Annotated in this window: 16 protein-coding genes and 1 pseudogene; 7 read left to right on the top strand and 10 right to left on the bottom strand. The window is 64.2% G+C overall.

The window, feature by feature from the left end; all coding sequences use genetic code 11:
• Positions 1-7: 7 nt before the first annotated feature.
• The 6 genes from ntrB to IE116_RS08655 all read right to left on the bottom strand — a co-directional run bounded on the left by ntrB (position 8) and on the right by IE116_RS08655 (position 4,823).
• A complete protein-coding gene (gene ntrB, locus IE116_RS08680) occupies positions 8-874 on the bottom strand; it encodes a nitrate ABC transporter permease (protein ID WP_189611583.1) in 867 nt (288 codons plus the stop codon).
• Positions 874-2,253 carry a CmpA/NrtA family ABC transporter substrate-binding protein gene (locus IE116_RS08675; protein ID WP_189611581.1) on the bottom strand — a complete coding sequence of 460 codons (1,380 nt, stop codon included), beginning with the start codon at positions 2,251-2,253 and terminating at the stop codon, positions 874-876. The genes ntrB and IE116_RS08675 overlap by 1 nt, the downstream gene beginning before the upstream one ends.
• A gap of 100 nt (positions 2,254-2,353) precedes the next feature.
• Positions 2,354-2,989 (bottom strand): response regulator, encoded by a 636-nt coding sequence (locus IE116_RS08670; protein ID WP_189611579.1) that lies wholly within the window; start codon positions 2,987-2,989, stop codon positions 2,354-2,356.
• Positions 2,986-4,146, bottom strand: a complete 1,161-nt coding sequence (locus tag IE116_RS08665; RefSeq protein WP_189611577.1) for a sensor histidine kinase — start codon at positions 4,144-4,146, stop codon at positions 2,986-2,988. Before IE116_RS08665 ends, IE116_RS08670 begins: the two co-directional genes overlap by 4 nt.
• A gap of 192 nt (positions 4,147-4,338) precedes the next feature.
• Positions 4,339-4,578, bottom strand: coding sequence for a hypothetical protein (locus IE116_RS08660; protein WP_189611575.1), 240 nt, complete (start codon positions 4,576-4,578; stop codon positions 4,339-4,341).
• 65 nt (positions 4,579-4,643) lie between these two features.
• Positions 4,644-4,823 carry a hypothetical protein gene (locus tag IE116_RS08655; protein WP_189611573.1) on the bottom strand — a complete coding sequence of 60 codons (180 nt, stop codon included), beginning with the start codon at positions 4,821-4,823 and terminating at the stop codon, positions 4,644-4,646.
• Between the two features lie 235 nt (positions 4,824-5,058).
• Here IE116_RS08655 and IE116_RS08650 point away from each other — a divergent pair, with 235 nt between their 5' ends.
• The 5 genes from IE116_RS08650 to IE116_RS08630 all read left to right on the top strand — a co-directional run bounded on the left by IE116_RS08650 (position 5,059) and on the right by IE116_RS08630 (position 7,459).
• The gene (locus tag IE116_RS08650; RefSeq protein WP_189611571.1) at positions 5,059-5,547 is read left to right on the top strand and encodes a hypothetical protein; all 489 of its coding nucleotides are present in this window, start codon (positions 5,059-5,061) and stop codon (positions 5,545-5,547) included.
• A 291-nt stretch (positions 5,548-5,838) separates the two neighbouring features.
• On the top strand, positions 5,839-6,090 hold the full coding sequence (locus tag IE116_RS08645; RefSeq protein ID WP_179586233.1) for a hypothetical protein: 252 nt from the start codon (positions 5,839-5,841) through the stop codon (positions 6,088-6,090).
• Between the two features lie 14 nt (positions 6,091-6,104).
• A complete protein-coding gene (locus tag IE116_RS08640) occupies positions 6,105-6,350 on the top strand; it encodes a hypothetical protein (protein WP_189611570.1) in 246 nt (81 codons plus the stop codon).
• A gap of 146 nt (positions 6,351-6,496) precedes the next feature.
• Entirely contained in the window at positions 6,497-6,796 is a 300-nt protein-coding gene (locus IE116_RS08635; RefSeq protein ID WP_189611568.1) for a hypothetical protein, read from the top strand.
• Positions 6,797-6,913: 117 nt separating this feature from the next.
• The gene (locus IE116_RS08630) at positions 6,914-7,459 is read left to right on the top strand and encodes a hypothetical protein (RefSeq protein WP_189611567.1); all 546 of its coding nucleotides are present in this window, start codon (positions 6,914-6,916) and stop codon (positions 7,457-7,459) included.
• A gap of 59 nt (positions 7,460-7,518) precedes the next feature.
• Here IE116_RS08630 and IE116_RS08625 read toward each other — a convergent pair whose 3' ends face one another.
• On the bottom strand, positions 7,519-7,722 hold the full coding sequence (locus tag IE116_RS08625) for a hypothetical protein (protein WP_189611565.1): 204 nt from the start codon (positions 7,720-7,722) through the stop codon (positions 7,519-7,521).
• A gap of 295 nt (positions 7,723-8,017) precedes the next feature.
• Here IE116_RS08625 and IE116_RS08620 point away from each other — a divergent pair, with 295 nt between their 5' ends.
• A complete protein-coding gene (locus tag IE116_RS08620) occupies positions 8,018-10,627 on the top strand; it encodes a CheR family methyltransferase (protein WP_189611563.1) in 2,610 nt (869 codons plus the stop codon).
• Between the two features lie 101 nt (positions 10,628-10,728).
• On the opposite strand, the gene IE116_RS08615 is transcribed toward IE116_RS08620, so the two are convergent.
• Complete coding sequence (locus tag IE116_RS08615) at positions 10,729-11,610, bottom strand: MBL fold metallo-hydrolase (protein ID WP_189611561.1); 882 nt, start codon at positions 11,608-11,610, stop codon at positions 10,729-10,731.
• A 63-nt stretch (positions 11,611-11,673) separates the two neighbouring features.
• Positions 11,674-11,880, bottom strand: coding sequence for a hypervirulence associated TUDOR domain-containing protein (locus tag IE116_RS08610; RefSeq protein ID WP_189611558.1), 207 nt, complete (start codon positions 11,878-11,880; stop codon positions 11,674-11,676).
• Positions 11,881-12,101: 221 nt separating this feature from the next.
• Between IE116_RS08610 and IE116_RS08605 the strand changes: the two genes are divergently transcribed.
• A complete protein-coding gene (locus tag IE116_RS08605) occupies positions 12,102-13,112 on the top strand; it encodes a GGDEF domain-containing protein (RefSeq protein WP_189611556.1) in 1,011 nt (336 codons plus the stop codon).
• 41 nt (positions 13,113-13,153) lie between these two features.
• On the opposite strand, the pseudogene IE116_RS25870 reads toward IE116_RS08605, so the two are convergent.
• Positions 13,154-13,279 (bottom strand): annotated as a pseudogene (locus IE116_RS25870) (ABC transporter ATP-binding protein); the annotation flags it as partial.
• Positions 13,280-13,281: the final 2 nt, after the last annotated feature.

The following is a 13,281-nucleotide window of genomic DNA, read 5'->3' as shown; positions in this document are numbered from 1 at the left end:
CTCGGGCTCATTCGGTGTACGTCACCCATGTCTGCAGCATGCTGAACATGCGGTCCAGCAGCATGCCGACGATGCCGATCACCAGGATCGCGAAGATGACGCTGGTCAGCGACAGGTTGTTCCACTCATTCCAGACGAAGTAGCCGATCCCCGTGCCGCCCACCAGCATTTCGGCAGCGACGATGACAAGCCAGGCAATGCCCATCGAGATCCGCATGCCGGTCAGGATGGTGGGCGCTGCGGCGGGCAAAATCACCTGAAAGGCGCGGCGCAGCGGTCGCACTTCCAGTGTGCGCGCCACGTTGAGCCAGTCACGCCGCACCCCCGCCACGCCAAACGCGGTGTTCACCAGCATGGGCCAGACCGAGCAGATGAAGATCACGAAAATGCCCGAGATCGACGAGTCCTTGATCGTGTAAAGCGCAAGCGGCATCCAGGCCAGGGGCGAGATGGGCTTGAGGATCTGGATGAAGGGATCGAGCGCCCGATAGATCAGCGGCGACATGCCGATCACGAACCCCAGCGGCAGGGCCACCGCGACCGCAATCAGAAAGCCGAGCGCCACGCGGCCCAGCGAATGCGCGAGCTGGATGCCGATGCCCTTGTCGTTCGGGCCGTTGTCGTAGAAGGGCGACGACAGCTGCTGGACGATCGTGCGGCCCATGTCGCCCAAAGTCGGGAAGCCCGAGCTGCGCGGCGCTTCCACCGTCTTGCCCATCATCTTTGCGTACTCGAGCTGCTCCGCCGTCATGGCGGAGGCTCCCGATGCGGCCGGCCCCGGGGCCCCCGGCAAGGTCGCCAGATGCCAGATGCCCAGGAACAGGCCGAGCAGCAACAGCGACAGCATGGCCGCCTTGAAACCTTGGCTGCGCATCACGCCGTCTTCCGGATCGCAAAGCCATCCAGATATGCGTCGGGCCTGGACGGGTCGAAGGTTTTCCCCATGATGGTGAACGGCGGATAGGCGGCATCCGGTGCGGACTGGCCCAGTTCCTTCATGTGCTTTTTCGCGTCAGCCAGCAGGAAGACCCGCTCGGCCAGTTGCCGGTACTGCACGTCGCCCTTCACATAGCCCCAGCGCTTCATCTGCGTCAGGATCCACACCGCCATCGATTGCAACGGCACGGGGTTGAAGTCGGCCCGATCCGGCACCGTCTGGATCTTGCCCAGTCCGTCGGCAAAGCGGCCGGTCAGCACCTGGGCCACGACCGTCTCGGGCTGGTTCAGGTAAGCCTGCGGCGAGATCACCTTGGCGATCAGTTCCCGGTTCTTGGCATCGCGCGCCATGGCCGATGCCGTCAGCACCGCGCGAAACAGGGCGGCAAAGGTATTCGGGTTCTGCTGGATGAAGGCTTCGGATGTACCGAAGGCGCAGCAGGGATGGCCGTCCCACAGGTCCTTGGTCAGCACGTGGATGAAGCCGACTTCGTCGTAGACCGCGCGCTGGTTGAAAGGATCGGGACCCAGGAAACCATCGATGTTGCCCGCGCGCAGGTTGGCCACCATTTCGGCCGGCGGCACTACGCGGATCTGGATGTCGCGATCGGGGTCCAGGCCGTGTTCCGCCACGTAGTACCGCAGCAGGAAGTTATGCATGGAATATTCAAAGGGCACCGCGAACTTGAAGCCCTTCCAGGTGGACGGGTCGCGTTTGTCCTTGTGCTTGAGACTCAGCGTGATGGCCTGGCCGTTGGTGTTCTGGATCGTTGCGACCTTCATGGGCGTCGGGTTCGATCCTGCGCCCATCGAGATCGCAAGGGGCATGGGCGACAGGAAGTGCGTCGCGTCGTACTCCTTGTTGATCATCTTGTCGCGGATCAGCGCCCAGCCTGCCGTCTTGATGACTTCGACCTCCAGTCCCTGCTGTTTGTAGAAACCCAGCGGGTGCGCCATGATCAGCGGTGTCGCGCAGGTGATCGGTATGAAGCCGATCTTCAGGTTCTTCTTTTCAGGCGCCGCCTTTTCCTGGGCCATCGCCATGATCGACCCCATGGGCAGCACGCTCTGGATCACGCTCAAGGCAGTGCCCGCGCCTACGGCGCGGATGAAGCGGCGGCGCACGCTGTCCTGCGGGAACAAAGCCTTGACCATGGCCGCTTCGACAAAGGCGTTGATCCCGGCTTCGTCGTCGAGGGCCCGGGCCTTTAGCGTGGCGACGGCAAGCGCGTTGTCATGCGACGCCGGGTCGGCATGGCGGCCGCAGGCGCAGCCCGAAGTCAGTGGACGATCGGGGTTGAACGGGTCGTAGGACATGGGCGCTGGCTCCGGGTGGGGGAGGATCTGAGTCCCCATCCTACGGACTGTCGAGCAGCGCCGGTATCGCGGAATCCAGCGAATTTTTGTAGTGCCAGCCCTACACGGCGACCAGTTGGTGTTTCACCGCGTAGAGGGCAATGCCCACGTCGTTGCGTGCGCCCGTCTTTTCCATGATGCGGCTGCGATAGGTGCTGACCGTGTTCGGGCTCAGGGCCAGCCGCTCGGCGATCTGGCCAACGCTTTCCCCGCTCGCGATCAGCTGGAACACCTGGTATTCGCGGTGCGACAGCGCTTCGTGCGGCACGTCGTGCGTCGCGCGCGCCATGTCCATCGCCATGGTTTCGGCCTGCGATGCACTGACTACCACGCCGCCCGCGGCTGCCTTGCGAATGGCGTCGATCAACTGTTGCGGCGCGGCGCTCTTGTTCAGGTAGCCGGCCGCGCCCAGCTTGAAGCAACGCGCAGCGTACTGACGATCGGGATAGGTCGAGAGCATCAGCACCGGCAGCTTCGGGAACTCGCGCTTGAGCTGGATCAGCACGTCCAGCCCGTCGCGCTGCGGCATGGCGATATCCAGCAGGACGATGTCGAACCCGCCTTCGCGCACCAGGCGGATGGCATCGGTGCCGTTGTCGCACTCGGCGGCAACATCGATGTCGGCCGTATCCGCAAGGATCTGCTTGAGCCCTTGCCGGATGATCTGGTGGTCATCGCACATCAACAGACGGATCATTGCGGGCCTCGAGCAAGCGAAGGAATGGGAACGTCGAGCGTCAGTCGGGTGCCTTCGCCCGGAATGCTGTCGATGCCGATTTCGCCGCCGAAATGCCGCGCACGTTCGCGCATGCCCATCACCCCGTACGCATCGGGGCGCTCGAACGCGTCGCGCAGCGCGCCCACACCGTTGTCGGTCACCACGATCCGCAGCCGGTCGCAGGTGACCCGGATCCGGATGGCGACGCGATCCGCCCGGGCATGCCGCGCGATGTTGCTCAGCATCTCCTGGAAGATGCGAAAGATGGCGGTGGCCAGCGTGTCGTCTGGCATCACGACCCCAGGGTCGACATCCAGCTGCCAGTCGCACACAATGTCGGACGATGACTCGAATTCGCGCAGCTGCCATTCGAGCGCGGCAAACAGCCCCTGGTGATCGAGCAGGCTGGGGCGCAGGTCGGTCATGATGCGGCCGACATTCTCGACCGCGGTCTCGATCAGTCGATTCATGGCCCGGCATTTGGCCGACAGGTCGGCGCGATCTACCACGCGGGTGTCGAGCCAGTTCACGTCAAATTTGAGCGCGATCAACAGGCTGCCCAATTCGTCGTGGATCTCGCGGGCGATGCGCGTGCGTTCATCTTCGCGCACCGAATGCAGGTGGGCCGACAATTCCCGCAGCTGCGCAAGCGCATCGGACAGGGCCCGGGTGCGATCCGTCACGCGTCTTTCCAGCTCGTTCTTGCTTCGCTGCAGCAGGTCCTGCTCACGCCGACGCACCGAAATGTCGATGAAGGTGACGACTGCGCCGCGAACGACGCCTTGATCGACGATGGGATGCGACGAGTATTCGGCGGGAAAGCTGGTGCCGTCGCTGCGCCAGAGGACTTCGGTGTCGATGCGGCAGGGCATGCCCTGCCAGAAGGCCCGAAAGATGGGGCAGGTGTCGATCGAATAATGGGAGCCGTCCGCATGCGTGTGATGCATGAGGTCGTGCATGTTGTGGCCCAGCATGTGCGCCGGCTCGTAGCCCAGCATGTCCGCCGCGGCGCGATTGGCGTAGATGCAGTTGCCATCCATGTCGATGCCACAGATGCCGTCGCCGGTCGATTCGAGCAGCAGCCCGATCTGGTCGCGCCAGAGCTCTGAGAGGGGGAACTGACGGGTAGGGTGCATTGCGCAGCTGCAGGAACGGGTGCGCAGTTCATGCAAGTCGCATGCCAGAAAATCCGGCGATTTCTGCCTGGAAGCGGTGCGTGAAAGGGGGCGGGGGGAGGGCGCAAAGCGGCAATGCGCGGGCGCGGTGCGCCAAGAGGCACACCGCGGTGCACGAGATCATATGCAGATCAGATGCAGGTCAAAACCGGATCAACTGCGGTTTTCGACCTTCGGCCCGCTTTTCACCTGATTGCCGGGATCGTGAGCTTCTTCCGCACTGACGCCGGGCGGAAAGTTGGCCTTCGCGCCAAGGGCGTTCGGGTCGGTCGGGTGATTGCCGATGGTGCGGGCATCCTTGCCTTCGCCGTCTTTCGGTTTGCCTGGCGTCGTGCCGCGGGCAGTCCCGGCGTCTTCCGTGGCATTGCCTTCTGAAGGGCTTTTTGTCGACATCGTCTTCTCCTTGAGCGGTCCGGTCGTGCCGGCAGCCGCTCGGTCAGCCTGCGGTGGGTACTGCGTCAATCTTTCGTGTTGGACCCGGTCCCGGTCTGCTGCGCGGCTTCGTCGTCGGACTCGGATCCGACGCCCAGCCAGTTGGGGTCGTTCGGACGCTTGTTGATCACCGGCTCGGCATGCGTGCCCTGCTTTGCCGAATCAGGATCGCTATTGAGCGGGGTGTTCTGGGTATCTTGCTGCATGGCGTGCTCCTTGAGTTGTACGCGTGGCTGCAAGCAACGCAGCAAGCGACGTGCCGTCCTGTTGACCTGCTTGCGCAAGCGCCTTGAGCTCGGGCACGGCGCTTGCGGATGAGTCTGCGTCCCTAGGGAACCGGACGGCATGCGGTTCAAGACGTGCTACCGGAAGACCAGGAAAACGCGGGCAGGAACGGCAATTGCTGTGATCCTGGTACTGACAACCGAAGTAGGAGATACCATGAAACATTCGAATTTCGTCAAGAAAGCCATGTTCGCCGCCATTATTGGCGCAGCCTCGACGGTTGCCTTTGCGCAGACCGATTCGACCGCCGCCCCAGGCAGCGCCAATACCAAGCAAACCCAGGGCGGCCCGATGGTCGGTGACGGCCAGCAAGGCGGCGCCAAGACCGGCAAGACCGGTTCGGACCGTGCAACCAAGGCACCGGGCGCGGCAGCAGTGGGCCGTAGCGCCGACAGCACCCAGCCAAAGACCCGTTCGCCTGCACCAGGCTCGAACGGTCCCCTGGTGAACGACAACTACGTCCAGAGCGGCGCCAACACGGGCAAGACCGGTTCGGACCGCACGATGAAGTCGGGCACGACCGCCAACGTTACCCGTCCTTCGGAAAAGATGGATCCGGACCGTCCTGGCACGCCAGGTGGCCCGTACACCAGCGACGCCAACCAGGGCGGCGCACAGACGGGCAAGACGGCAACGGGCAAATAAGCCAGCGCGTCTTCGCACGATCAGCCTGAGCGGTCTGCGGACCGTGACGGTTTGAACGGCCGCCTTCTTCGGGAGGCGGCCGTTTTTGCGTCTGCGGTGTGCGGCAGTCCCGCGCCATGACGTGTCATCGGGTTGCAGGAAATGTAGGGTTTACCGGTACGGAGACGGTCCCAAGCGGTTGAGCGGCATTGACACGCAGCGGCTCTGCATTGTGCAGACGCACATCGAAGCTGCTTGCGTCGGTCCCGGGGATCGGGCGTATAGTGAAATGTCGCTAGTTGGAGTCTCATCATGCAGACCATCCAGTACAGCCCCAATCGCAGCTCACGGATTCTCGACATCGAAATCCAGCCCACGCAGCAGCCCTCTGGCGCGTGGAGCGCCGACTGCAGCGTCTATGAAATGGTTGCAGGCGTGCGCGTCTGCCGCGGCACGGGCCTCACCCTTCGTGATGTGCCGGCTACCTGTGAAGACGACATGCTCGACGCGGCGGCGTCGCGGATCGCCGACGACATCGAACACCAACGTGGAATCACCCTCTAGCTCCAGGAGACGACATGACACCACCCAAACGCCTTGCCTCTGCCGAAGACATTCGCATGCTGGTCCAGGACGCCGTCAACGCGCGTCCGGAACTGCGCCAGCACAACGAGGCGCTCATGGTCCACGAGCCTTTCTGGCATGAAGACGACCAAAGCGGCTGCAACTGGTCGATCTCGGGTTACATGGGCCTGAGCAAATATGCCGACGACTTCCGTATCGCGCTGCAGGACGTCCGTAGCAGCTACAACCTCGGCACTTGAACCGGCGCCGCCTGACAATCTGCGTGTTCATTGGTGAATTCCCTGGGTATCCAGGGCTGGATCACGGCTCCTCCCGCGCCTATATTCTGCTGTACTGACTGCATATGCTGGTCCGACACAGTGGTCTCTAGACGAGGGAACAAGCTATGCCAATTGATCGCAAGAAGCTGGTGTGTTTTGTAGTGGCGCTGAAGTCACCCGATAACGCATGGCACGGGTGTGCATTGAATGAAGACAAGGCGTGGCTGCAACCGCTCGACACCGATCTTTGGGGCGCTGGCGAAAAGGCCGGCGTGTTCTGCTCCAGGCCGAGTGAAGAGTTGCTGCGCGCCGCAGCGGAAGGTCTCGGTATCCCCGAGGCTGTGGAAGTCCGGGCCCACCGCCTGTTCCATGCTTCCGACAGCGATGAATCCGCGTCGGTCCTCTCGCGCAAAGTGCTGCGCTGACCCTGCAGGTCCTCGAGTCTGCAAGTCGTTTACCGGCCGCGTAGCAATACGCGGCCTTTCCATTCGTGCCCGCCACGGCTGCCGTCCCGGCACGACCTCCTCAGGAACCCGCACTCGATGGCAGCAAGATGCCTTTTTCTTCTGGCAGCATTGACGCTTGCCAGCACTGCGCATGCCGATACCGACTGGACGATGCCGCTGGGGCTGGAACTGGGCTCGACGCCTTGCAAACAGATGCAGCGGCAAAAGCGGCAGACCTGGGATCTGTGGGTGCGCTCGACCAGCCATGTGACGGGCGGATCGGCATTCTTTCCCGAAAAGCCGGTGATCGATGACTTGCCGGACCTGCGGCAGATGGCGATCGTGTGTGACGCGGCGCCCGGCCGGGTGGCTGCGGTGTTCCTGAGCGTGCCGCGCCATTATTTGCGCGTCGCGGCCGACGCCTTTACCTACCGCCATGCGACGGTCAAGGTGGACCTGGCCGACCCGCAGCACGGAACCGCGCAGTGGCGCGACGAAACCGATTACGTCGAGATCCGCTACGACGAGCGGCATCCGGACACCTTCAACCTCACGTACATGACCCAGGCGTTCTACGACGATTGGGTGGCCTATCAGGCCAGGTTTCCAAAGGCACTGCCGTGGTATGTCGCGCCGAACTGACACTGAGCCAGAATATTTTTGAGCCAGCTCAAATTTGAATGGTAGTCAAACTTAGGGCGCTAACGAATGCCGTGCAGGCTGTTGAGCACGACAGTGCAGTGCAGGGCGCTGCGCGTTTCGGTGTCGACGCCCACGCTGGTGATGGATGCAAGATCGCTGGGTTCGGCCATGGGTCGCAAGGCCTGGCGTACCGGATATTCAACCAGGACTGTCCAGTGCGATGGAAACTTCTGCAGTTCCTCGATGAGTTCGGTGACAACCACGCAGCGTCTCCCCCTTGCGGCACGCGTATGCATGCGGATGGGAAATTATCCGGCGTTTACCCCACCGCGGCTGCCACCTGACGGTCTAGTTCCTACCCGTTGGATGGGCGGGTCCATACGGTCAGGTAGTGAAAACTATCACCGCCATCAGGCTTGGACGTATGATAATTATGTGAGATTTGACCTGCCCGATCGCGTGTGTGCACCGTGCACGGCAGGGTGATCGGCCGCATCTGTCTCTCTCTTGCCGGCCAGCTCGCCCGCTACGTGTCCCTGTCTACGAGTCCGACTTCCCATGAACCACACCACGTTGCCGCGTCGCCCGACGCCCCCGGCTGCTGACAGCGCGTTGCCCGGCGCGGGACGAACGGTCATTGCCATCGCCGTCACCGCAGGGGAGATGGCCGCCCTGGCAGCTTTTTTCCGGCACGTCGATCCGCGCACCGATGTCGTCTTCCTCGTCATGCTGGACGCGGCGCCGGAGCGGACGCTGGACTGTCTCGTGACCTTGCAACAGGCGGTGGACCTTCCGGTGCAACTGCTTGCGGACCGGCTCAGGCCGCGCCCGGGCCATCTGTATATCGCGCCGGGCGTTCAGACGGTCGGTGTTGCCGAGGGCATGATCGGCACCGATGCGGCACGCGACGACACCAGCTTTGCCGACTGTGTGGACCAGGGGCTGACCGAATGCGCGCAGGCCTATGGCGAGCACATGTTCGCGCTGAACTTCATGGCGGGCCGTGGCGTCGCGACGCAGGGCTGGCACGCGGTGCGGCAAGCGGGCGGTATCGTGATGGCGGCAAGCGATGTCGGCCCGTGTGCCGCTGCCGACATCTGCATGCCGTCCGACCAGTTGCCGGCACGCATCCGCCTGATCCGCCAGGTCACCGATGCCTATGCGGTTCCGCGTTCACGGCACGTGCTGGCCGAACCGCACACGCCGGAAAGTGTTGCGCACGCCGAGGCCGAAGAGTGGGCTTGGCGCGATGTGCTGACCTTGTTGTGCCATCACGCTCGTCATGACTTTCGCCGTTACCGGCGCGATGCCCTGATGTCTCTGGTGACGCGGCGCTTGCGCATCGCCTGCGTTGCCGGGCTCCCGGCCTACCGCGACTACCTGCAGGGTCGTCCGGCCGAGGCGCATGCCTTGCTGGCCGAACTGGCCAGTGGCGGCCCGTCGCTGTTCGACACGCGCCCGTCCGTGTTGCTGGACACCGCGACGTGCCAGGGGCTGGTCGATCTGGCGAATGAGCAAGGCGACTCCGTCTTGCGGGCATGGAATGTCGATTGCGGCCGCGGCGACGACAGCTACGCCATCGGCATTCTGTTGCTCGATGCCGCCAGCCAGCCGGGCGCAGCTGGCGCGGTGCAAGTCTTTGCGACCGCGTCCGATCCGTCTGCACTGGTCGAGGCGCGCGCCGGGCGTTACCCTGCCTCGCGCGTCGCAGGCCTGCCCCGCGCCGTGGCCGATGGGCATTTCACCGTCATGGGCGACCAGGCAACGGCCAGCCGCAAGCTGCGCGGCGCCATCGTCTTTGCGGCGCATGACCTGCTGCAGGATCCGCCGCTGTCCAAGCTGCATCTGGTTGCGTGGCGCAACCGTCTGTCACTGCTCACCCATTCCATCCAGCGCGCCATGCTGCGGATCCTGCACTATGCGCTGGTGCCCGGCGGATACCTGCTGCTGGGCGAGAATGAAGGATCCGACGCCATGGATGAGTGGTTCGTGTCGGTGGACGGCCGTCGTGGCGTGTATCGGGCGCGCTTGACGGGCGCGAACGCGCAGGCGTCGGCATTGCAACGCCATGCTCCTGCCGAATCGGCGTACAAGTCCAGCGCCAGCGGGGAAATCTATCGCCGGGCGCTGCAACGCGATGCGTTGCCCGGCCTGATCACCCGCCACGATTACGACATCGTTCACCTGTGCGACCGGGTCGGACGATTCCTGACCTTTGCCGGTGGCGAGCCGACCCGCCAGCTGCTGACGGTGATCGACCCGGCCTTGCGCGGCACGCTGCGCGCGGCGCTCTATGAAGCGACGCTGTCGCGCCGGCCGGTGTATTCGCCGCAGGTATCGTTTCGACGCGGGGGCCACGACTTGCTCGTCAGCATTGCCGTCAAGCCTTTCACCGACACTGATAGCAGCGCCGACCTGTTGCTGGTGCTGTTCGATGAAGTCGAGGCCGACCCCGTTGCCGATGCGCTGCCCCCGGAAGCGCCGGTTCGCCGCATCGAGTCCCATCTGCAAAGTGTCCGGACGGGACTGCGCAGGCAAGGCGATGCGTCGCACGGCATGGCGCCTGCATCGCTGCACGCCGCCAATGAGGCCTTGCAGATCATCAATGAAGAGCTGCGCACCGCCACGGAAGAGCTGAAGGCGCGGGAAGCGGAGCTGCAAGCGGCCAATCAGGAATTTTGCACGCTCGTTTCCGAGCTGGAACGGGAAATGGAGCTGGCGGTCACGGAACGGGATCATCTGCGCAATCTGCGGCACGCGAGCGAATCGGCAATCCTGTTCGTCGACCGCCAGTTGTCGGTGCGTTTCTATACGCCGGCGTGCCGCACTTTGTTCGATGTTGGCTTGCTGGATGCCTGCGGCGCGCTGCCTGAGGTGGTGCAAGGCTTGAGCTATCCGTCGCTGGCCGAAGACGCTGCCGCGGTCATGCGCACGCTGCGACGGCACGAACGGCAGGTGACCGACCGTGCGGGCCGGTCTTATCTTGTGCTGCTGGCGCCGTACGTGACCAGCAGCGACCGCGTGACCGGGGTCGTCGTGACGCTGCGCAGCGTCGTGGCCAATCCGCCCATCGCCCGGCCCGCGGCGGCAGTGCTGCCGCCCATCGACATGTCGGCGCCGATCGCGAGTCTGCTGGGCATGCCGACGGATCGGCAACCGGACCGCTAAGCGGTTCAGGAGCGGTCCATCAGCGGTCCATCAGTGGATCCATCAGCAGCGGCCCTTGCTGGCCTGCTGATCCGCGCGCGGCCTGCTCGACAGGGCGACGCTCAGACCGCGCGCGGATGGCGCAAGGCAGAGGCCGGCACGGCCGCGCTGCGGCCTGACAAGCGTTCGAACTCGTGCAGGTCATGGCCGCAGCACACGTCCACGTCGGCGGCATGATGCGCCAGCAGCTCCCGAAGCCGGCGCTGGTTGTCAAAGCGTGCGGTGCGGTCCTTCTCCAGCATCCACTGATAGAAGCGCAGCCCAGGCGTGCAGTGCGGATTTTCCAGGCGCATTTCTTCGTGATAGAAGTACGCGTCCCCAGCCTGCAGCAGCCATTTGCCATCGCGTTGGACCGCCACGCCGGCATGCCCCAGCGTGTGGCCGATCAGCGGGATCAGCGCAATCTCGGGCGGCAGGCCATCGAGCGGCCGGGCGCGCGCAAAGCCGAACCAGGCTTCGCCTTCCATCGGGTCATACACGCGCCATCGGGGGCGGGATGACCATTGCTGGGGCCGGAACCGCTGGCGGTCCATCCACGTGGACTGCGCTTCCGCCGCTTCCTTTTCCCTGCGCATCAGATGGACTACCGCGCTTGGAAAATCGTCCAGTCCCCCGGCATGATCGAAATCCAGGTGGGTCAGGACAATGTGCCGGACGTCGTCGGCGCGAAAGCCCAGCCGCTCGATCTGTCGGCGCGCGGTCATCTCCTCACGGAATTCCGGCCTGAGCAGGCCCAGGAAGTAGGCGCTGAGCCGGCTCTTGGGATCATGCACGTCCCGCAGGCCCAGGCCGGTATCGATCAGGATCAGCCCGCCATCGGGTGGCTCGACCAGAATGCAGTGGCAGGCCAGGTGACCACGGCACACCAGGCAACGGCTGCGCCCATCCATGAGATGGCCGCCCACCGGGCAGGTCGAGATGCAATTGAGATGGTGCAGCCGCATCGGAGCACTCCTGAAGACACGAGAGCACCCGAATTCGCAAGGCCTGTGCCCACCGGACCGCGCTTACTTTTTCTTGAGTGCGTCGGGTTTGTGGATGGCCGTCTTGCCTGTCTTGTCACTCTTGACTTCGTACTGCGGTTCGCTGGCGCTGGCTTTGGCAGTGTGGCCGCCTGCCTTGGCTTCACCGGTCACTTTTTTCGTGATGGTGCCCGTCGTCTTGCCCTGCGACGTTTTCCATTCCACCTCGTCGCCTTTTTTGAGTGTGCTCATTTTTATCGCTCCTGCAGGTCCGCGACGGCGCGACGCGCCGTTCCTGTCTGCCGCCTACGCTTGAGCAAGCCCTGTACCCGGCAGCGCGACGGCCGATGGCATCGCCGTCGTACAACCACGACACTTGGGGTCGCGCTCCACGCCGGGGTGGCATATGATCGGCCGGACAGCTCTCCCACCTCGCCCGGCGCCGCCGACGGGCGTTTCAGCGGCGCCACCCGATGCCTACCGAAACACTGGTATCTTCGTCCGTCAATGCCGACACCGTCCTGGTGCTCGAGGCGCTGTCAGGGATCGATCAGGCCCTGTTGGTGGTCAATCGCAACCATGAAGTGGTGTTCGTCAACGATCGCTACCGCGATCTGTTCGACGTGCCCTCCGCCCTCATCCAGCCCGGCGCGGCCTTCCATGATCTGCAGGTGTATCTGGCGTCCATCGGCGAATATGGCGATGGCGATCCGCGCGATCACGTCGCGGTTCGCGAAGACGCCATGCGCGAAGGCCGCAATTTCAAGCTCGACCGCAAGCAGCCCGACGGCCGCTACATCGAAGTGGCAGGCAATCAACTCCCCAGTGGTGGTTATGTGTTCACGTTCAGCGACGTGACGGGCCGCGTGCGGGCGCGTGAAAACCTGGAAGCGCTGGTGCACCGCCGCACGCAGGCGCTACGCGACGCGAACGTTGAACTGGAACGCCTGGCCACGCTGGACCCCTTGTTGGGTATTGCCAACCGCCGCTGCCTGATGGACGCGGCGCGGGTGCTGCGGCAGCGCGCGATCGAAGAGGGGTCTCCACTGGCCGTGCTGATGATCGACGTGGACCACTTCAAGGCCATCAACGATGAGCACGGGCATGCCTATGGCGATGCGGTGCTGTGTGCGATCGCGCGGGCACTGCAGGCGGCGGTGGAAAGCAACGGACTGGTGGCCCGCTACGGCGGCGAAGAGTTCGTCGTCTTGCTGCCGGGCAAGACCGCGGCCGATGCCGTCCACATCGCGGTGCAGCTTCAGCAGGCGATCTCGGCAGGCACGACCGATCTTGCGACGCAGCTCGAACCGGCCGACCTGCCGGCAACAGGCGGCGCCTGTAAGCCGGTCTTGCCGGTTGCGCCGACGGTGTCGGTGGGCGTGGCCGAGTGGATGGCGCCCGAACCCAATCTGGAGCCGGCCCTGAACCGGGCCGATGCGGGTTTGTATCGCGCCAAGAGCTCGGGGCGCAACCAGATCGGGTAATCACGGCAAGACAGGCCGTGGCGCCGGGCGGCGACCAGGGTCACCCTGAGCCAGGGGAACAGCCGGTGGTCCTGGAAGACCATGCCGCGTTCCAGGCCCGGGCCGTCGACAGGCTGGCCATCGATCAGGATGTCGCCGTCGAAGTCGCCGTCGAGCCCGACGATCAGCC

Source organism: Pigmentiphaga litoralis (genome assembly GCF_014651835.1).
Lineage (GTDB): Bacteria > Pseudomonadota > Gammaproteobacteria > Burkholderiales > Burkholderiaceae_B > Pigmentiphaga > Pigmentiphaga litoralis.
The sequence above is the reverse complement of the archived record's forward strand: the minus strand, read 5'-3'. Positions and strand labels throughout refer to the sequence as shown.